The 17962-nt window shown below is 69.1% G+C and carries 18 protein-coding genes; 9 read left to right on the top strand and 9 right to left on the bottom strand.

Annotated elements, in window-relative coordinates; genetic code table 11:
- From QM591_RS10990 to nusA, 3 genes are all read right to left on the bottom strand, one after another.
- On the bottom strand, positions 1 to 232 hold a 232-nt coding region (locus QM591_RS10990), incomplete at its 3' end, for a translation initiation factor IF-2 N-terminal domain-containing protein (protein WP_415132442.1).
- A gap of 92 nt (positions 233 to 324) precedes the next feature.
- Complete coding sequence (locus QM591_RS10985; RefSeq protein WP_067163206.1) at positions 325 to 576, bottom strand: YlxR family protein; 252 nt, start codon at positions 574 to 576, stop codon at positions 325 to 327.
- A gap of 93 nt (positions 577 to 669) precedes the next feature.
- Positions 670 to 1656, bottom strand: a complete 987-nt coding sequence (nusA, locus tag QM591_RS10980; protein ID WP_415132441.1) for a transcription termination factor NusA — start codon at positions 1654 to 1656, stop codon at positions 670 to 672.
- Between the two features lie 164 nt (positions 1657 to 1820).
- Between nusA and QM591_RS10975 the strand changes: the two genes are divergently transcribed.
- Positions 1821 to 2624: a DUF1206 domain-containing protein gene (locus QM591_RS10975; protein WP_415132440.1), complete on the top strand. Its 804-nt coding sequence runs from the start codon at positions 1821 to 1823 to the stop codon at positions 2622 to 2624.
- Here QM591_RS10975 and QM591_RS10970 read toward each other — a convergent pair.
- Positions 2609 to 3682 (bottom strand): TIGR00730 family Rossman fold protein, encoded by a 1074-nt coding sequence (locus QM591_RS10970; protein WP_415132439.1) that lies wholly within the window; start codon positions 3680 to 3682, stop codon positions 2609 to 2611. The genes QM591_RS10975 and QM591_RS10970 overlap by 16 nt on opposite strands.
- Positions 3683 to 3847: 165 nt before the next feature.
- Between QM591_RS10970 and QM591_RS10965 the strand changes: the two genes are divergently transcribed.
- Together QM591_RS10965 and QM591_RS10960 are read left to right on the top strand one after the other, a co-directional pair.
- A complete protein-coding gene (locus QM591_RS10965) occupies positions 3848 to 4375 on the top strand; it encodes a pyridoxamine 5'-phosphate oxidase family protein (protein WP_415132438.1) in 528 nt (175 codons plus the stop codon).
- A gap of 59 nt (positions 4376 to 4434) precedes the next feature.
- Positions 4435 to 5031 (top strand): acetate uptake transporter, encoded by a 597-nt coding sequence (locus tag QM591_RS10960; RefSeq protein ID WP_415132437.1) that lies wholly within the window; start codon positions 4435 to 4437, stop codon positions 5029 to 5031.
- A gap of 24 nt (positions 5032 to 5055) precedes the next feature.
- Here the strand turns inward: QM591_RS10960 and QM591_RS10955 are convergent, their stop codons facing one another.
- A complete protein-coding gene (locus QM591_RS10955; protein ID WP_415132436.1) occupies positions 5056 to 6810 on the bottom strand; it encodes a proline--tRNA ligase in 1755 nt (584 codons plus the stop codon).
- 44 nt (positions 6811 to 6854) lie between these two features.
- Positions 6855 to 7856 carry a hypothetical protein gene (locus QM591_RS10950; protein ID WP_415132435.1) on the bottom strand — a complete coding sequence of 334 codons (1002 nt, stop codon included), beginning with the start codon at positions 7854 to 7856 and terminating at the stop codon, positions 6855 to 6857.
- A gap of 42 nt (positions 7857 to 7898) precedes the next feature.
- Here QM591_RS10950 and QM591_RS10945 point away from each other — a divergent pair, with 42 nt between their 5' ends.
- From QM591_RS10945 to QM591_RS10935, 3 genes are all read left to right on the top strand, one after another.
- Positions 7899 to 9362, top strand: coding sequence for an RNB domain-containing ribonuclease (locus tag QM591_RS10945; RefSeq protein WP_415132434.1), 1464 nt, complete (start codon positions 7899 to 7901; stop codon positions 9360 to 9362).
- Entirely contained in the window at positions 9359 to 9991 is a 633-nt protein-coding gene (pcp, locus tag QM591_RS10940; RefSeq protein WP_415132433.1) for a pyroglutamyl-peptidase I, read from the top strand. The genes QM591_RS10945 and pcp overlap by 4 nt, the downstream gene beginning before the upstream one ends.
- Before the next feature lie 94 nt (positions 9992 to 10085).
- Positions 10086 to 11105, top strand: a complete 1020-nt coding sequence (locus tag QM591_RS10935) for a 1-aminocyclopropane-1-carboxylate deaminase (RefSeq protein ID WP_415132432.1) — start codon at positions 10086 to 10088, stop codon at positions 11103 to 11105.
- Positions 11106 to 11118: 13 nt separating this feature from the next.
- Here the strand turns inward: QM591_RS10935 and QM591_RS10930 are convergent, their stop codons facing one another.
- Positions 11119 to 12174, bottom strand: a complete 1056-nt coding sequence (locus tag QM591_RS10930; RefSeq protein WP_415132431.1) for a hypothetical protein — start codon at positions 12172 to 12174, stop codon at positions 11119 to 11121.
- A 168-nt stretch (positions 12175 to 12342) separates the two neighbouring features.
- Between QM591_RS10930 and QM591_RS10925 the strand changes: the two genes are divergently transcribed.
- Entirely contained in the window at positions 12343 to 12771 is a 429-nt protein-coding gene (locus QM591_RS10925; RefSeq protein ID WP_415132430.1) for a VOC family protein, read from the top strand.
- 10 nt (positions 12772 to 12781) lie between these two features.
- On the opposite strand, the gene QM591_RS10920 is transcribed toward QM591_RS10925, so the two are convergent.
- Positions 12782 to 13282 (bottom strand): Lrp/AsnC family transcriptional regulator, encoded by a 501-nt coding sequence (locus tag QM591_RS10920; protein ID WP_415132429.1) that lies wholly within the window; start codon positions 13280 to 13282, stop codon positions 12782 to 12784.
- A 114-nt stretch (positions 13283 to 13396) separates the two neighbouring features.
- On the opposite strand from QM591_RS10920, the gene QM591_RS10915 reads away from it, so the two are divergent.
- Positions 13397 to 14605 (top strand): trans-sulfuration enzyme family protein, encoded by a 1209-nt coding sequence (locus tag QM591_RS10915; protein ID WP_415132444.1) that lies wholly within the window; start codon positions 13397 to 13399, stop codon positions 14603 to 14605.
- Between the two features lie 10 nt (positions 14606 to 14615).
- Here the strand turns inward: QM591_RS10915 and ispG are convergent, their stop codons facing one another.
- Complete coding sequence (ispG, locus tag QM591_RS10910) at positions 14616 to 15746, bottom strand: flavodoxin-dependent (E)-4-hydroxy-3-methylbut-2-enyl-diphosphate synthase (RefSeq protein WP_415132443.1); 1131 nt, start codon at positions 15744 to 15746, stop codon at positions 14616 to 14618.
- Between the two features lie 265 nt (positions 15747 to 16011).
- Here ispG and QM591_RS10905 point away from each other — a divergent pair, with 265 nt between their 5' ends.
- On the top strand, positions 16012 to 17946 hold the full coding sequence (locus QM591_RS10905; RefSeq protein WP_415132428.1) for a chorismate-binding protein: 1935 nt from the start codon (positions 16012 to 16014) through the stop codon (positions 17944 to 17946).
- The last annotated feature ends 16 nt before the right edge of the window (positions 17947 to 17962 follow it).

Raw genomic sequence — 17962 nt, 5'->3', positions numbered from 1 at the left:
GACCGGGCTTGGCCGCCGGGGCCGCGGGCTTGGCGGCCGGCTTCGGCGCGGCGTCAGCCGGCTTGGCGGCGCCTTCGGCCTCGAGCGCAGCCCGAAGCTTGCGAGCCACGGGCGGCTCGATGGTGGACGAGGGGCTCTTGACGAACTCGCCGAGCTCCTTCAGCTTCGCGAGGGCGACTTTGCTGTCGACGCCGAGCTCGGAAGCGATCTCGTGTACGCGTGGTTTTGCCACAATTCTCCTGTCTGGGGCCTACCCAGGACAGGGCAGACCGTTACGTGCGGACGGGTCTCATTTCGAGCCGTTCACTTTGTGTCCATAGCCGTTCAGCCGTTTCGCTGGTGGGTGGGTGTGATGGTCTGCGTATCGAGCGGGCTCGACACACGCAATGCTCGTCCGAAAGCACGACGCCGCAGGGCAGTGTCCTTGCACTCGTCCGTGTCATGCACCCACGCGCCCCGGCCCGGAAGAACGGCCTTCTCGTCGATGACGAGCACGCCGTTCCGAGCGACGACCCTCAGAAGAGAGGATCGGGGGGCACGCACGCGGCATCCCACGCACGTTCGAACAGGTTCCATCCTACCCCCTCTTGCCGCGCTGCGATTTCGACTCGGCCGCCAGGATCGCTCGGTCGCCCCGAGGTCGCCCCGCCGTCGCGCGTCGTGGAGTCGTCACGACTCCAGGATCGAATCGGGCTGGATGTCGATCTTCGCGCCGGTGAGCTTGGCCGCCAGGCGCGCGTTCTGCCCTTCCTTGCCGATGGCGAGCGAGAGCTGGTAGTCGGGTACGAGGGCGCGGACGGCCTTGCTGCCGGCATCGAGGATGAAGCTGGAGGTGACCTTGGCGGGCGAGAGGGCGTTGGCGACGAACTTCGCGAGCTCCGCGTCGTAGTCGACGATGTCGATCTTCTCCCCGCCGAGCTCTTCGGTCACGGCACGCACACGGCGGCCGAGCTCGCCGATGCAGGCGCCCTTGGCGTTGATCGCCGGGTCGTTGGCGCGGACCGCGATCTTCGTGCGGTGTCCGGCCTCCCGGGCCAGGGAGACGATCTCCACGAGGCCAGATGCGATCTCGGGCACTTCGAGCGCGAAGAGCTTGCGGACGAGACCGGGGTGGGTGCGCGAGACGGTGATGGCCGGCCCCTTCGTGCCCTTGGCCACCGAGGTCACGTAGACGCGGAGCCGCGAGCCGTGCGCGTACTCCTCACCCGGGACCTGTTCCTCGGGCGGAAGGATCGCCTCGATCGTGCCGAGGTCGACGTGGACCATGCGAGGGTTGGGGCCCTGCTGGATGACGCCGGCGACGATGTCGCCCTCCTTGCCGCGGAACTCCCCCAGGATCGCGTCATCGGCGATGTCCCGGAGCCGCTGGCTGATGACCTGCTTCGCGGCGAACGCCGCGATCCGGCCGAAGTCCTCGGGGGTGGACTCCTCCTCGCCGATGACGGCGCCCTCGTCGTCGAGAAGAGGGATGAACACCGCCACGTGCCCGGTCTTGCGGTCCAGCTCCGCTCGCGCTCCGTCGGGGAGCTCGCCGGTGGGAGAAGTGTGCTTGGCGTAGGCGGTGAGGATCGCCTGCTCGATGATGCGGACCAGTTCGTCGAAGGGGATCTCCTTCTCGCGCTCGACCGTCCGCAAAAGTCCCAGATCGATGTCCACGGGTTCCTCCCTATTCACGTCTCTCGCCTCGGCGTCACCGCCTCGGCATCCACACAACGTTACCCGATCGCCTCCGCCCCCGCGCCGGGATCACCCGTCGATCGACGCCCAGCCGTCGACTGGCTAGCGTGAGCGGAGGACGGGCGAGGGAGGAGACGGCGACGGTGAACGACACGACACGGGAGGTCGCGCGCGAGGCGCGCTCCTCGACGGTCCTTCGTCTGCTCGCTCGCGGCGGATACGCCGCGAACGGGCTCGTGCACGTGATGATCGGCGTGGTCGCGTTCGTGATCGCCTTCGGCGGGCGCGGCAAGAGCGATCAGACCGGCGCCTTCACCACCATCGCCACGGCCCCCCTCGGATTCGCCGCGCTGTGGGTCATCGCGGCTCTCCTCGCGGGACTCGGCCTCTGGCACGTCGCCGCCGGAACCGCGGTCCTGCGCTCGTCCGACGCGAAGAAATGGGGCGTCCGGCTGTCGGAATGGGGTCAGGCCGCGGTGTTCCTCGCCCTCGCGGTGATCGCGGCGACCGTCGCGCTGGGGTCCCGTCCCGACGCGAACGAGACGGTGCAGCAGGCCAGCCGCGGCGTCCTCACGGTCCCCGGCGGCCCGTGGTTGCTGGGGCTCGTGGGCATCGGGATCGGAATCGGCGGGATCGCGTTCATCGTGATGGGAGTGCGCCGCTCCTACCGCAACAAGGTGACGATCCCCCGCGGGGCGCTGGAGGTATTCGTCACCGCCCTCGGAAGCGTGGGGTTCGTGGCGAAGGGCATCGCCCTGTCGGTTCTCGCCGTCCTCCTCGTGATCGCCGCCGTGCGCGTGGACCCCGACACGGCGGGAGGTCTCGACAGCGCGATCCGGGCGCTGCTGGAGGTCACCGGAGGTCCGGCGATCGTGGCCGCCGTCGGCGCCGGGTTCGTCGCCTACGGGATCTTCTGCTTCTTCCGCGCCCGCTACGCGCGCCTGTGAGGCAGTGCCCGCGGCGGGGGCGCCGTCGGCAGCTCGTTGACCGCGCGGATGAGGTGGAACAGCTCGCCCACCCGGAACGGGTCGAAGCGCATCACGATGCGCGGCAGCTCGATCCGGTCCGCCTCCTCCACTTCACGGCGCAGGGGCTCCGATCGTTCGATCCGCCCGCGGGTCAGCAACGTTCCGAAGCGATCGTTGAGCGATTCCAGGTCGGCGTCCGACGGTTCCGCGCGCAGGCGGAGGACCAGCCGCCCACCGACCCACCGGAGCGAGTCGTAGTTGCGCCAGAAACCGGTGATCGCTTCGGCGGCCTCGGTCACCGAGTCGGTGAACAGCACACGATCGAGGTCGTCGGGAGAGATGACCGCCGCCGGGATGAGGTGGCGATCGGCGAACTCGCGCAGGCCCTCCCAGAACGTTCCTCCGGGAGCATCCAGCAGGACGATGGGGGTGGGCTCGGCCTTGCCGGTCTGCTGCAGGGTGAGCAGCTCGAACATCTCGTCGAGCGTGCCGAACCCACCCGGCAGACACACGAAGCCACTCGACTCCTTCACGAGCATGAGCTTGCGGGTGAAGAAGTACTTCATCGCGACGTTCCGCGAGCCTCCGGCGATGACCGAGTTGGGCTTCTCCTCGAACGGGAGCCGGATCGAGACCCCCAACGAGTGCTCCCCGCCGGCTCCCTCGGCCGCCGCCTGCATGATCCCCGGGCCGGCGCCGGTGACGACCATCCAGCCGCGTCCTGCCAGCTCTCGCGCGAGCTCGACGGTCGCCGCGTACAGGGGGTCCTCGGGGCGAGTGCGCGCCGACCCGAAGACCGTGACCTTCGGCACCCCACGGTAGGGGGCGAAGAGGCGGAACGCCTGGCGCATCTCGGCGAGTGCGGCCGAGGTGATCTTCAGATCGAGCCGGCTCGTGTCATCGAGCCCCAGACCGACGCCGGTGATCAGGATCCGTGAGACGAGCTCGGCATCGTCGTCGGTGCCCGCGATGCCCGCGTCGCGGAGCAAGCGGCGAACGTCGTCGGTCACCTGCGGCGGAATGAGGCTGTCCGTCATGCCCTCAGCCTGTCACGCATCGGTGCGGGACGGTGACTCGCGGATGAACGGATGCCTTCCCGAAGGCAGACGCCCGCCGCTCGGCCCGTATCAGAGACACCTATCGATTCCCCAGGCCGTGTCAATCCCCTCCGCGAGCGCCTCGATCCGTGTCATCGTCGGCGCATGAGCGAAAACGGCAACGACGAGAACAACAACGAGGTCGGCGGCGCAGAAGCGATGGCGCGGGTCAAGGAGCTGGTGGAGGACATCGACTTCACGATGCTGACGACGCATGACGACGACGACAATCTCGTCAGCAGGCCGATGAGCACGCGCCTTATGGACGAGGAAGGGAACATCTGGTTCTTCACCTCGGACGAGACCAAGAAGGTCGACGAGGTGCGCGCCGATCGCGCGGTCGGGCTCTCCTACGTCGACGCCAAGGGAATGCGCTTCGTCTCGATCGCCGGCACCGCCCAGGTGCTCCACGACCGGGCACGGATGGAGGAGCTCTACAGCCCTTCTTTGGACATCTGGTTCGAAGACGGCCTCGACACCCCCGACATCGCGCTCCTGCGGGTGACGCCCCGAGAGATCGAGTTCTGGGAACCTGCCCACGGCAAGCTCGTCATGGCAGCAGGGATGCTCAAAGCCTTGGTCACGCGCGATCAGCCCGATGACACCATGAGGCACGGACGAGTCTCGCGCTGAACGTGCTCTCCCGGTCGCCGTGCATGGGGCCGCCGAGGCGTTCGGGCTAGCGTGGTGGCGTGACCACGCCTCTCCCCCCTCGCCGCGCAGACCCCGGACTCATCGGCCTCCTCGGCTTCGTGATGGCGACCGTCATCGCGCAGCTGGCCCACCTCGGCGTCCTCGAAGAGAGCCCCGTGTTCTGGGTGGGTGCGGTCTTCGGCGGTGTGGTGCAGGTGATCGCCGGCATGCTCGCGTGGGCCGACGGCGACGATTTCCATTTCCTCGTCTACAACGCCTTCGGCTGGTACTGGATCGTCCAGCCAGGCTTCCTCCTCGGCGAGGAGCTGGGCGTGTTCGACGTGTCCGATGGTGCCCGCGGGACCTTCGCCCTGGCGTTCGCGATTCTGGCGTTCGTGTTCGCGTTCGCCGGAGCGGCGCACAACACCGTGCTCCCGCTCACCCTGGCGAGCGTCTCGCTCGGTCTCGCGCTCCAGGCCGTCGCGGCATTCACGGCGGTCACCGGCCTTGCGGCGGCGGGGTCGATCGTTCTCCTGATCGCCTCGGCGCTTGCCGCCTACATGGGCGTCGAGAAGTTCTACTGGCGCACGCTCGCGCGCCGGGTCGTTCCCCTCGGGCCACCCTGGGTCGCCGCCCGGGTCGACCCGGAGTCGTGACCGGCCTCCGCACGAGGAAGGTCGCTAGACGGCCAGCCGTGCAACGACCTCCTCGGCCGGGACGACCTCGCGCTCGCCCGTCCGGCGGTCCCACAGTTCCACCTGGCCCTCGGCGGCGCCCCGGCCCACGATGACGATTTTCGGCACACCGACCAGCTCCGCATCGGCGAACTTGACTCCGGGCGAGACCTTGGGGCGGTCGTCGTAAAGGACGTCACGGCCGGAGTCCTCCAGCTGCGCAGCCACACGTTCGGCGAGCTCGAAGGCCAGGGCGTCTCGTCCCGTCGCGACGACCTGCACGTCGAACGGAGCGACCGACGCGGGCCAGATCAGGCCCTTGTCGTCGTTGTTCAGCTCGGCGAGGATCGCGAGGATCCGCGTGACACCGATGCCGTACGAGCCCATCGTGACCGTCACCTGCTTGCCGTTCTCGTCGAGCACCTTCAGTCCGAGCGTCTCGGCGAAGTAGCGCCCGAGCTGGAAGACGTGACCGATCTCCATGCCGCGTGCGAGCTCGACGGGTCCGGAGCCGTCGGGCGCGGGGTCACCCGCGCGCACGTTGGCGACCTCGACGAACCCGTCGCCCGCGAAGTCGCGGCCAGCGACCAGCGAGTGGACGTGCTTCTGATCGATGTTGGCACCCGTGATCCACGACGTCCCCTCGACGACCCGCGGGTCGAGGAAGTAGCGGATGCCGGTGGCCGACTCCTCGCCGAGGATCGCCCCCTCCTCCGACCACGGACCGATGTAGCCCTTCACCAGCAGGGGGTGCCGGGCGAAGTCCTCGGGTGTCGCGGGCTCGACGGCCGCGGGAGCGAAAGCGACCTCTGCGCGCTTGTCGTCGACATCGCGATCGCCGGGGATCCCGACGACGACGAGTTCGCGAGTGCCGTCGAGATGAGTCAGCGCGAGGACGACGTTCTTGAGCGTGTCGGCAGCGGTCACCTCGCCGTCCAGCACCGTGGCGGCATGCCGGACGAGCGTCTCGATCGTCGGCGTGTCGGGCGAGTCGAAGATCACGGGAGCCGGCAGCCCTTCGATCGACCGCGGCTCGGGCGCAACGGTGACGAAGGCTTCGACATTGGCGGCGTATCCCGCCGCCGAGCGCACGAAGGTGTCCTCGCCGACGGGTGTCGGGTGGAGGAACTCTTCGCTGCGCGCGCCACCCATCAGGCCATTGTCGGCGGCGACGATGGCGTACTCCAGGCCGAGGCGCTGAAAGATGCGCTCGTAGGCATCACGCTGCGCCTGGTAGGACTTCTCGAGCCCTTCGTCGGTGTAGTCGAACGAGTAGGCGTCCTTCATCGTGAACTCGCGACCGCGCAGGAGTCCGGCGCGCGGCCGCGCCTCGTCGCGGTACTTGTCCTGGATCTGATAGATCGCCAGGGGAAGGTCCTTGTACGACGAGTACAGGTCCTTGACGAGGAGGGTGAACATCTCCTCGTGGGTCGGCGCGAGGAGATAGTCGGCGCCCTTACGGTCCTGCAGCCGGAAGATGCCCTCACCGTAAGAAGTCCATCGTCCCGACGCCTCGTAGGGGTCGCGCGGGAGCAGCGCAGGGAAATGCACCTCGAAGGCGCCCGCCCGGGACATCTCCTCGCGGATGATCGCCTCGATCCTCGCCTTCACGCGCAGGCCGAGCGGAAGCCAGGTGAAGATGCCCGGCGCGGCGCGGCGGATGTACCCCGCGCGCACGAGCAGCCGGTGGCTGGTCACCTCGGCATCGGAGGGGTCTTCGCGGAGGGTGCGGAGGAAGAAGTTGGAGAGACGCGTGACCACGAGGGTCAAGCTTAGTGCGGGGCGCCGCGCCTACACGGCGACTCTCACGCTACCAAGAAGACCCCGGCGACCGACAGCAGGTCTGATTCTCGAACACCGCGATCCCAGACCCACACCAGATCGCCATCGTCGGCGATCAGAACCCCGGTCTCGCCCGACGGGCTCTCCCACAGCGTCGCAGGTCCCCCTGCCACGGCAGCGTCTCGCGATCCCGGCATCGCCGTCGCCTGAGCGTCGTGTGCCCACGCTCCGCCCGGGATCACGAGCACTCCCAGCTCTCGGAAATCGTCCAGCTCGGACCAGTCGCAGCGCACGGAGGCGCCAGTATGGTCGGCGATCCGGCGTTCGAGTGGCCCGGACCCCTCCTCGATGCGCGTCGGGTAGATCACATCGTTCTCGAGGACATCGGTGACCCCGAGACGCTCGGCGAGCGATTCGCAATCCAGAACGACCTCCTCCGCGTCCACGCCTGCCGGAACCACGTCTCGCACCGTCGCGGCCACGGCCTCCAGAACAGCGGTCTGCGGGGCCGGCACGTCCTCGGGCACCTCGTCGCCGGCGACGAGCATCGCCACCAGCACCCAGACCTTCCCTGAGGTCTGCGAGGCCACGCACACCGCCTCGTCATAGTCGATCCCGCACCCCGGTGCGCCGATGGCCTGGTCCGTACCGGACGCCCGATTCGCGGGCAAGAGCACGATCTCTCCTGCCATGGAGTCGCTGTGGAACGGGCAAGAGAGCCCGCCGATCGTCTCGATCGCAACCTGCCAGAACTGACCGGTCTCTCGGGGTTCGGCACCGCCTGTCGTCCGGCGCACCTCTGCGTCCGAGAACAGTCCGTCGCATCCATCGGCCAAGAGCGGCTGCGGCTCGGTCCGCAATGCCGCCGGCGACTCCGAAGGGCTCGTCGACGAGGGCTCCGCTGGTGGCGGCGTGGGGTCGGGATCGCCGACGTCGGCCTGGCAGCCGGAGAGCGACAGCGCCGCCGCCAGCGCGAGGGCGACCGGGCCGACACGAGCAAGACGGGAGCGAGAGAGCGTGTGCACAGCACACACCGTACTCAGTCGACGCGGGCCTACACTGGCCGCGTGTCCTCCCGTCGATCGCGCTTGGTGCCGAGCGAGATCCGCGAAGAGCTCGCAGAGTCGCTGGCGGCGCTCCGAGAGAGCCTCGACCTCCCGCCTGCGTTCGCCGCGGAAGTGGAAGCAGAGGCCCTCGCTGCTCGCGACAGCACACCCACCGACCCCGCGTCAGCGGGTCTTGCGGACCTCCGCGAGATCGAGTTCGTGACGGTAGACCCGCCCGGCTCGACCGATCTGGATCAGGCCGTCCATCTGTCCCGCACACCGACCGGCGGCGTGCTGCACTATGCGATCGCCGACGTACCCGCTTACGTCGTGCCCGGCGGCACAGTCGACCTCGAAGCTCGCCGCCGCGGACAGACGCTCTACGCGCCCGATGGGCGGGTGCCGCTGCACCCTCGTGTCCTCGGTGAGGACGCGGCGTCACTGTTGCCCGACCGAGACCGGAGGGCGTTCGTCTGGCGGTTCGAACTGGACGACGACGCTGTTCCCGTCCGCACCGAGCTGATTCGGGCGGTCATCCGTTCGCGCCGCCAGTGGGATTACGAAAGCGCCCAGCGTGCGATCGACGCGGGGTCCGCACCCGCCCCGCTCGCCGCCATGCCATGGTTCGGACGGGAACGCGCATCGCGCGAGCAGGAGCGCGGCGGAGCGAGCCTGAACTTGCCGGAGACGCGGGTGGTGGTCGAGGAGCACGGCTATCGCCTGGAGCGCCGCGAGGGCGTGCCCCTGGAGGACTGGAACGCGCAGGTCTCCCTCCTGACGGGCATGGCAGCCGCAGAGATCATGCTGCGGGGCGGCGTCGGCATCCTTCGCACCCTGCCGCCTGCCGCAGCCGATGATCTCGCCGAGTTTCGCAGCCGCACGGTGGCTCTCGGAATCCCCTGGCTTCCGGAGGTGCCGTACGGCGAATACCTGCAGTCGTTGGATCGCTCGCCGGCCGCGCGGGCGATCAAGGAGTACGCCGGAGGGTTGTTCCGCGGCGCCGGCTACGTCGCGTTCTGCGGCGAGACGCCCGCGGAGACGATCCAGGCCGCGATCGGCGCTCCCTATGCGCACGCCACGGCGCCGTTGCGGAGGCTGGTCGACCGGTGGGTACTCGTGATCTGTGAAGCTCTCGCCAACGGCAGAGAGGCGCCCCGATGGGCCACGGAGAGCCTCCACGAGCTCCCGGCTCTCATGAGCCGAAGCGCTCAGCGCTCGAGTCAGTTGACGGCCGGAGTGCTCGATCGTGTGGAGGCCGCCGTGTTGCACGGCCACGAAGGGGCGGAGTTCACCGCTGTCGTGGTGGGAAGCCGCACCGACGGCGCCCGCGTGCAGCTGGCGCAGCCGCCGGTCGACTCCAAGGTCGTCGGGCTCTCAGCCGAGCCGGGTTCGACCGTTCGACTGCGGCTCACCAAGGCCGATGTGACCACGGGGACGACGGAGTTCGCGCCGGTCGAGTCGAACCGTGGAAGCGGGATGCGATGACGACGGTACTCCTCACCGGGTTCGAGCCGTTCGGAGGGGACGCCGTCAACCCCAGTGGCGAAGCCGTGCGACGGGTAGCCGCGCAGTGGGATGGGCCTGCACGCCTGGTCACGGACGTCCTTCCGGTGACATTCGAGGGAGCTGCCGCACGCCTTCGCGAGCTGCTCGCGGCGCACCGGCCAGACGTAGTGCTCGCCACAGGGCTGGCTGGCGGCCGGGCGATGGTGGGCGTCGAGCGCGTCGCTGTGAACCTACTGGACGCACGCATCCCGGACAACGCCGGCCACCAGCCCGTCGATGTGCCGAGCGTGTCGGGTGCGCCCGCAGCGGCTTTCTCGACCGTGCCGGTGAAAGCGGTCGCCGCCGCCATCGCCGCGGCGGGGATCCCGGCGGAGGTATCGCACTCCGCCGGGACATTCGTGTGCAATCACGTCTTCTTCACCGCACTCCACGATGCGTCCCCGCGTGCTCGTGTGGGGTTCGTGCACGTGCCCTGGTCGAGCGACTACGCGCCCGAGGGCCAGCCGGGATTGCCTGCAGACGCGATTGCGGAGGCTGTTCGCCTGGCCGTCATGACCTCGCTCGAGCCCGGCGCAACACCGGCGCTCGTCGGGGGTGCGCTCCACTGACCCGCCGCGACCCAGGCCCGCCTCGCGCCGCGCCACTCGTCCGCCTCGTGCGATATATTGCGTATCACGCCGCCCCTCCATCGCAAGGAACCGCATGATCCTCGCCGACTTCCCCCGCTATCCGCTGACGTTCGGACCGAGCCCCCTGCACCACCTGAAGCGTCTCACGCAGCACCTCGGCGGCGCGCAGGTGTGGGCCAAGCGCGAGGACGTCGCCAGCGGCCTCGCCTTCGGCGGCAACAAGGTGCGGAAGCTGGAGTACATCGTCCCCGACATCCTGGACAGCGGAGCCGACACGCTCGTCTCGATCGGCGGCTATCAGTCCAACCACACGCGCCAGGTCGCTGCCGTCGCCGCACACCTCGGCCTGAAGGCGCGTCTCGTCCAGGAGAAGTGGGTGCCGTGGGACGACCCCACCAATGACCGCGTCGGGAACATCCTTCTCTCGCGCATGATGGGCGCGGACACCCGGCTCGACGACGCCGGCTTCGACATCGGTATCCGCGACTCGTGGCGACAGGCCCTCGCCGAGGTGGAGGCTGCCGGAGGAACTCCGTATCCCATTCCCGCGGGCGCCTCCGAACACCGGCTGGGCGGGTTGGGCTTCGCGAACTGGGCGTTCGAGGTCGCCGAGCAGGAGAAGAGCCTCGGCATCTTCTTCGACACCGTGATCGTGTGCACGGTGACCGGCTCGACCCACGCCGGCATGATCGCCGGCTTCGCCGCGCTGGAGGAGCTGACCGGTGTGCGCCGACGCGTCATCGGCATCGACGCCTCGGCGACTCTTCGCCAGACCCGGGCACAGGTGGAGCGCATCGCCCGCCACACCGCGGGGCTCATCGAGCTGGGCCGCGACCTCCGCGACGACGAGATCCAGGTGCTCGACGGATGGGCCGGAGACCTCTACGGCGTGCCCGTCGATTCGACGATGACGGCGATGGCGCTCGGCGCCCAGCTGGAGGCCATGATCACCGACCCGGTGTATGAAGGCAAGTCACTGGCGGGACTGATCGATCTCGTCGAGTCGGGGGACATCCCGCGTGACTCCACCGTCCTGTACGCGCACCTGGGCGGCCAGCCTGCCATCAACGCCTATCACTCGTTGTGGCCCTGAGCGCCGAGAGACCTCATCCCATCGCCGACAACGCCCGCTCCGCCAGCGTCAGTGCCATCCCCTCCGGCACTCCGGAGACCTCGAGCACATTGACCCCGTCGGTGGCGAAGACGGCGGCGTTGCCCTCGCCCAGATCGAACGCGACGGCGGCATCGGCTCCGGTCACGCTCGCCACGATCGCATCCTGCGCGCCAGCGATCTCGTCCCATCTCCACGCCGCTCCCGGCGCGAGATCCAGGGAGACGATGTAGAAGGCGCCGTCGGGAGCGCCTCCGGCCTCCCCCGTGAACCAGGGGCAGGTGAGTTGGGCGCCCGCGTCGGCGAGCATCAGCTGTTCGCGTTGTGGACTGCCCTCCCAGTACCCGCTGCGATACCCCTCGCCGAGGAAGTCCTCCAGACGGACCTGCTCGGCGATGTCGGCACACTCCGGGAGGGCCCACCATCCCGCAGCCGGTGGAAGGGCCGCCGCCTCGACCCCGTCGCCGATGGTCGCAGCGACGGCATCGAGCGCCTGAGGCAAGAACGCGGCGGAGTCCAGTTCATCACCGGGCACGCCAGTGCTGACGAGGACCCACACGTCGCCCATGACGCGTCCCAATCGGCAGATCGTGGTGTCGTACGCCGGGTCGCAGTGCATCTCGGTCAGGTCGTTCACCGAGGGAAGCTCGGCATGGACCGCGGGCACGATGACGACCCCCAGGTCCCCCGGCGAGCCGGCGGAGAAGTCTCCGCCGATCATCCAGTGGCAGTCGAGCCCGCCGATCGTCTCCAGCCCCCCGGCGGTCGGCAGGATGGGGTTGTCCGGCACCCATTCCAGCACCCTCTCGTCACGGGTCTTCCATCCCTCGCCGAGCATGTCGTCCAGTTGCACAGCGGACAGGACGTCGTCGCACTCGCCTCCCAGGGGGATCGTCGGCGTGGTGGCCGGCTCCACACTCGGTGTCGGGTCGGCGGCTGCCGACGGCGACGACGCCGGCGTCGGGGAGCCGCCAGGACGCGCGGTCGGGGCGCACGCGACAAGCGAGACGGCGGCAACGGCGACGAGGAGAGCACGGAGCGTCCGGTTCATGGACGAATCGTTTCACGACGGGAGCGGTCCCAACCAGGGGCGGGCCATAACAATGCGGTCTCACCCATTCCCTCTCAGGAATACACCGAGGAAGTGGCCCCTCGCGCGGCCAGGAGTACTGTCGGCTTCGAGCGCGAGCCTGGACTGAGGCGCGGATCGGAGGACAACATGGCCACCCTCGGCAACATCACCTTCTATGCGGACGACCCTCCCGCCCTCGCACGGTTCTGGTCCGACGTGTTCGGCTATCCCTACGCGGAGTTCGACGACGAGTTGCGGGCCCACCTGCTCGCGAGAGGCCTGCAACCGGAGGACCTGACCTCGCGCGGCCTGGCGGAGGATCCGGAAGGACGAGGCCCCCGCCTGTTCTTCCACCACGCCGACGGCCCGAAACAAGGACGCAACCGAGTGCATCTGGATGTCACGGCGCCGGACGACGGCACGGGTGATCGCCGGTCCGCGCTGAGAGCGGAGTCCGACCGCCTGGTCGCCGCCGGCGCGAGCGTCGTGAGGATCGTCGATCAGACGTGGGGTCCGTGGCCCGAGCTCTACGTCCAGATGCGGGACCCCGAAGGCAACGAGTTCTGTCTGCAGTGAGGCGACGCCGTCATCCCTCCGATGCAGCCCGCGTCAGACGCGGCACCACGCCGACACCGGCACGGCGTTCGAAGACGAGGTTCGTCTCCGTCGTGCGGACGATCGGATGCACGGTGATGTGCTGCAGAACGATATCGCGCAGTGCCGCGGCGTCTCCGACAGCGACGTGCACGAGGAAGTCGTCGGCTCCCGCCAAATGGAACACCTCCAGCGCGCCCGGCGTGCGCACCAGGTCGTCGAACAAGCGCCCGACTCCCTCGGCATCGTGCCGACCGAGTCTCACCCGGATCACCGCTTGGAGCGGAAGACCGACGGCCGGCGGCGATACCTCGACCTGCGGGAGGGAGAGGACGCCACGGGCGCGAAGCGCACGCAGCCGGTAGGCGCAGGTCGACTCGGCCACACCGAGGCCCGCCGCGAGCGCCTTGTTGGAGGCGGTCGGCGCAGAGACGACAGCGGCCAGCAGCCGAAGGTCGAGAGCATCGAGCGGGGTCGATCGCTGATCAGGCAATGCGGGAGCCTCCTTGGACCTCTGACTTGTTGATGACCCCAGGATCGCAGCTCTCTTCTGTGTTTTCATTCATCGCCATCTGGTCGCGTCGAGCAATGGAGCAAGATCATGGCCATGACGCTCGGAGATCACCTGGAGACCATCGCCGTCCACGCCGCGAGAGACGACTTCGCCGAGCTCGGCGTACACGCCACCCCGCTGGACCTCTCCTCCACTTACCCCCTGCCCGATGTGGCGCGCGGCGGGGACTCCTACGAGGCGCTGGCCACGGGGTCGACCCCTCCGAACGGAGGCAGCAACGTCTACGCGAGACTGTGGAACCCGACCGTGGCGAGGTTCGAGACGGCGCTGGCACTCCTCGAGGGCGCCGACCAGGCCGTGGCCTTCTCGTCCGGCATGGCCGCCCTCACCGCGGCGATCCTTGCGCACACCACCGCGCGCGGGAGACGGCACGTGATCGCCGTGCGGCCGCTCTACGGCGGCACCGATCATCTCCTCGCGAGCGGTCTGCTCGGCACCGAGGTCACCTTCTGCGAGGCGGAGGAGGTCGAGGCTGCCGTCCGCGCCGACACCGGCCTGGTGATCGTGGAGACGCCGGCCAATCCGACGCTCGAGCTCGTCGACATCGCGCGCGTCGTGCGATCGGCCGGTGAGGTGCCCGTGCTCGTCGACAACACCTTCGCGACCCCCGTCCTCCAGAATCCGCTGGCCCACGGTGCAGCGATGTCCCTCCACAGCGCCACGAAGTACCTCGGCGGGCACGGCGATGTCGTTGGGGGTGTCATCGCCTGCTCCGACGAGATCACGGAGCGCCTGCGCCCGATCCGCGCGATCACCGGAGCGATCCTGCACCCCTGGGCGGCCTATCTGCTGCACCGCGGCCTTCCGACTCTCCCGCTCCGAATCGCGGCGCAACAGGAACGCGCGGCCCGACTCGCCGACTCGCTCGCCGGCCGAGACGACATCGCCGAGGTGTTCTATCCCGGACGGTCGGGCAGCCCGCTCGTGGGCTCTCAGCTCCGTGGCGGTGGGGCCATGATCGCCATCCGCCTGCGCGGCGGATACGCGGCCGCCTCCCACGTCGCCCAGACCACCCGACTGTTCACACACGCCGTGTCGCTGGGTGGAGTCGACTCGCTCATCCAGCACCCGGCGGCGCTGACCCATCGCCCTGTGACGCCCGAGGCACGGCCCTCCGCCGACATCTTGCGGCTGTCGATCGGACTCGAGCACGTCGACGACCTCATCGCCGACCTGAACGCGGCGCTCGACTCCGCGCCACGCACCGATCGCGCTCCGATGGGAGCGCATTCCGGAGCATGAGCTCCAGGGACTAAGACGTGACGACCTGCGCGGTCCCGAGCGGGGCATCCGGACCCATCTCGGCCGCGATGCGGTTGGCCTCTTCGATCAGCGTCGCCACGATGTCGGCCTCGGGAACAGTCTTGATGACCTCGCCCTTGACGAAGATCTGCCCCTTGCCGTTGCCGCTGGCAACTCCCAGGTCGGCCTCGCGCGCCTCCCCCGGTCCGTTGACGACGCAGCCCATGACCGCGACCCGCAGCGGCACGGTCATGTCTTTCAGTCCCTCGGTGACGTTGTCGGCCAACGTGTAGACATCGACCTGGGCGCGCCCGCACGAGGGGCAGGAGACGATCTCGAGTTTGCGCTCGCGAAGGTTCAGCGACTGCAGGATCTGGTGCCCGACCTTGACCTCTTCGGCCGGCGGCGCGGACAGGGACACCCGGATCGTGTCGCCGATGCCCTCCGAGAGCAGGATCCCGAATGCCGTCGCCGACTTGATCGTGCCCTGGAACGCCGGCCCCGCCTCGGTCACGCCCAGGTGGAGCGGCCAGTCGCCGCGCTCGGCCAGCAGCCGATACGCCTTCACCATGACGATCGGGTCGTTGTGCTTGACCGAGATCTTGAAGTCGTGGAAGTCGTGCTCCTCGAACAGCGACGCCTCCCAGACGGCGCTCTCCATGAGCGCCTCCGGAGTCGCCTTCCCGTACTTCTCGAGGAGGCGACGATCGAGTGAACCGGCGTTCACGCCGATCCGCAGGGACACTCCGGCTGCCTTGGCCGCCTGAGCGATCGCACCGACCTGATCGTCGAACTTGCGGATGTTGCCGGGGTTTACCCGCACGGCGGCGCAGCCCGCGTCGATGGCCTGGAAAACGTACTTCGGCTGGAAATGGATGTCGGCGATGACGGGGATCTGGCTCTTCTTGGCGATGATGTGAAGCACGTCCGCGTCATCTTGAGAAGGAACCGCGACCCGGACGATCTCGCAGCCGGAGGCCGTCAACTCCGCGATCTGCTGGAGCGTCGCATTGATGTCGGTCGTGGGCGTGGTCGTCATCGACTGCACGCTGATCGGAGCGTCACCGCCGACGAGCACCTTGCCGACGCGGATCTGGCGGCTCTTGCGACGCGGGGCGAGGACGTCGGGCACGCGCGGCATCCCGAGATTGACTGCTGGCACCCCTCCAGCCTACGCCGAGCGGTGGCATCGGGCCCTGTGCGCCGGCTGAACCCCGCCGCGCTCCCAGGACCTGGCGCGGAGCGGCGGCACGGCCCGATCCTGCTATCGTGAGCGCATGCTCTCGAACCGCACGTGGTGGCCCGCCTTCTAGGCGGTGTGTTCGCGAACTCAGACCTGACCGCCCCTGTCCCGGGCGGTTTTTCTGTCTCAGGCGATCGCCCGCCATACCCGGAAGGCTCCTCCGATGTCCGACGCCGATCCGCTCCGTCCCGCGTTCGATGCGCTCCGGTCCGCCGTCGCGCACGGCTCACCCTTCGCTCTCCTCAGCCGCGACCCCGCGTCCGTGGAACTGCTCACGGGGACCGTCGTCGATGTCGCCCTCCTCGGCGACATCCCCCTCACCGATGAGGCAGGGACTCCCCGCGAAGTCCTGGCACTCGTGCCGTTCCGGCAGGTCGTGGAACGCGGCTTCGAATGCCACGACGACACGGCGCCGCTGCGATGCCTGGTCGTCGAGGAGCACTACCGCTCCCCGCGCGACGAGGTCGTCGCCGCGCTTCCGTCCGCCCCGGTTCCGCTGACGGACGCGGGCTTCGACATCTCCGACGCGGAGTACGCCGACATCGTCCGCCGGGTGATCCGCGATGAGATCGGGCGCGGCGAAGGCGCGAACTTCGTCATCCGGCGCGACTTCACGGCCGAGGTGTCGGTGGATCCGGTCACGGCTGGCCTCACCTGGTTCCGCGCGCTCCTCGAACACGAACGCGGCGCGTACTGGACGTTCCTCGTCGTCACCGACGGACACATCGCGGTGGGAGCAAGTCCCGAGGCCCACGTGAGCGCTCGGGGCGGCGTCGTGACGATGAACCCGATCTCCGGCACGTTCCGCCACCCCGCCGGCGGCGCCAGTCGAGAGACACTCGCGGAGTTCCTCTCCTCGACCAAGGAGACCGAGGAACTGTTCATGGTGGTCGACGAGGAGCTGAAGATGATGTCCGCCGTGTGCAGCGACGGAGGACGTATCACCGGTCCGCATCTCAAGGAGATGTCGCGGCTCACCCACACCGAGTACATGCTGCGGGGCACGAGCGCGATGGACCCTCGCGACATCCTGCGTGAGACCATGTTCGCGCCCACCGTGACCGGCTCGCCGATGCAGAACGCGTGCACCGTCATCACGCGCCACGAGCGTTCACCGCGCGGATACTATTCGGGCGTCGCGGCGCTGTTCACCCCGGATGCGGCCTCGGGAGGCCACGACCTCGACGCGCCGATCCTGATCCGAACGGCCTACCTGGCAGGCGGCCGTCTGCGCGTGCCGGTCGGAGCCACTCTCGTCCGCCACTCCGACCCCGACGGCGAGGTCGGCGAGACCCACGGCAAGGCGGCCGGGGTGCTGGGAGCCCTCGGCGCTGTCGAGCGCGACCACGCGGCGGAAGCCGCTCTCCTGGACGCCGCCGCACTCGACGAAGACGCCCCGGCCCCCCAGCCCCGGCGTCTCGTCGACGATCCCGAGATCGCTGCCCTGCTGGCTGCGCGCAACGAGCGGCTCGCGCCGTTCTGGCTCCAACCGCAGGGCCGCGAGGACACCGGCCCCTTCGAGGGGCGCACGGCGACGGTGGTCGATGCCGAGGACCGCTTCACGACGATGCTGGCCCACCAGCTCCGCCACCTCGGCTTCGCGGTCACGATCACGCCGTGGCACGCCGCCGACACGACGATCGAGACCGACCTGCTCGTCTCGGGACCGGGACCGGGCGACCCGCGGGACGCCGGGAACCCGCGAATCCGACGCATGCGCGAGATCGTCGCCGCGCGCCGCGAGGCAGGTCGTCCGCTTCTCGCTGTCTGCCTCAGCCATCAGATCCTGGCCGACCACCTGGGTATCGCGCTCGAGCCGCTCGACAGCCCACACCAGGGTCTGCAGAAGTCGGTCGACGTGTTCGGGCAACCGGCCTCGATCGGGTTCTACAACACCTTCACCGCCCGTGTCCCCGGGGGGACGTCGCGATTCGCCGAGGCCGACGTGGCCGCCGACCCGGAGACAGGAGATGTCTACGCCCTCCGCGGACCGGGATTCTCCTCGGTACAGGGCCACCTGGAGTCGATCCTCTCGCGAGACGGCTTGGCGACCCTCGAGCGACTCATCGGCTTCGCCTTCGCGCGCACGGCGGACTGAGAGCCTCTCCGGATGG

The organism is Microbacterium sp., from assembly GCF_047607225.1.
In the GTDB taxonomy this organism is placed as follows: Bacteria; Actinomycetota; Actinomycetes; order Actinomycetales; family Microbacteriaceae; genus Microbacterium.
This window is presented reverse-complemented; position numbering and strand designations above follow the sequence as displayed.

Bases quoted from the DNA above. Each gene is read 5' to 3' on its own strand.
- QM591_RS10965 (WP_415132438.1), top strand. From the start codon at position 3,848: ATGAGCGAAAACGGCAACGACGAGAACAACAACGAGGTCGGCGGCGCA.
- QM591_RS10915 (WP_415132444.1), top strand. From the start codon at position 13,397: ATGACGCTCGGAGATCACCTGGAGACCATCGCCGTCCACGCCGCGAGA.
- pcp (WP_415132433.1), top strand. From the start codon at position 9,359: ATGACGACGGTACTCCTCACCGGGTTCGAGCCGTTCGGAGGGGACGCC.
- QM591_RS10925 (WP_415132430.1), top strand. From the start codon at position 12,343: ATGGCCACCCTCGGCAACATCACCTTCTATGCGGACGACCCTCCCGCC.
- QM591_RS10970 (WP_415132439.1), bottom strand. From the start codon at position 3,682: ATGACGGACAGCCTCATTCCGCCGCAGGTGACCGACGACGTTCGCCGC.
- QM591_RS10935 (WP_415132432.1), top strand. From the start codon at position 10,086: ATGATCCTCGCCGACTTCCCCCGCTATCCGCTGACGTTCGGACCGAGC.
- ispG (WP_415132443.1), bottom strand. From the start codon at position 15,746: ATGCCGCGCGTGCCCGACGTCCTCGCCCCGCGTCGCAAGAGCCGCCAG.
- QM591_RS10905 (WP_415132428.1), top strand. From the start codon at position 16,012: ATGTCCGACGCCGATCCGCTCCGTCCCGCGTTCGATGCGCTCCGGTCC.
- QM591_RS10985 (WP_067163206.1), bottom strand. From the start codon at position 576: ATGGAACCTGTTCGAACGTGCGTGGGATGCCGCGTGCGTGCCCCCCGA.
- QM591_RS10930 (WP_415132431.1), bottom strand. From the start codon at position 12,174: ATGAACCGGACGCTCCGTGCTCTCCTCGTCGCCGTTGCCGCCGTCTCG.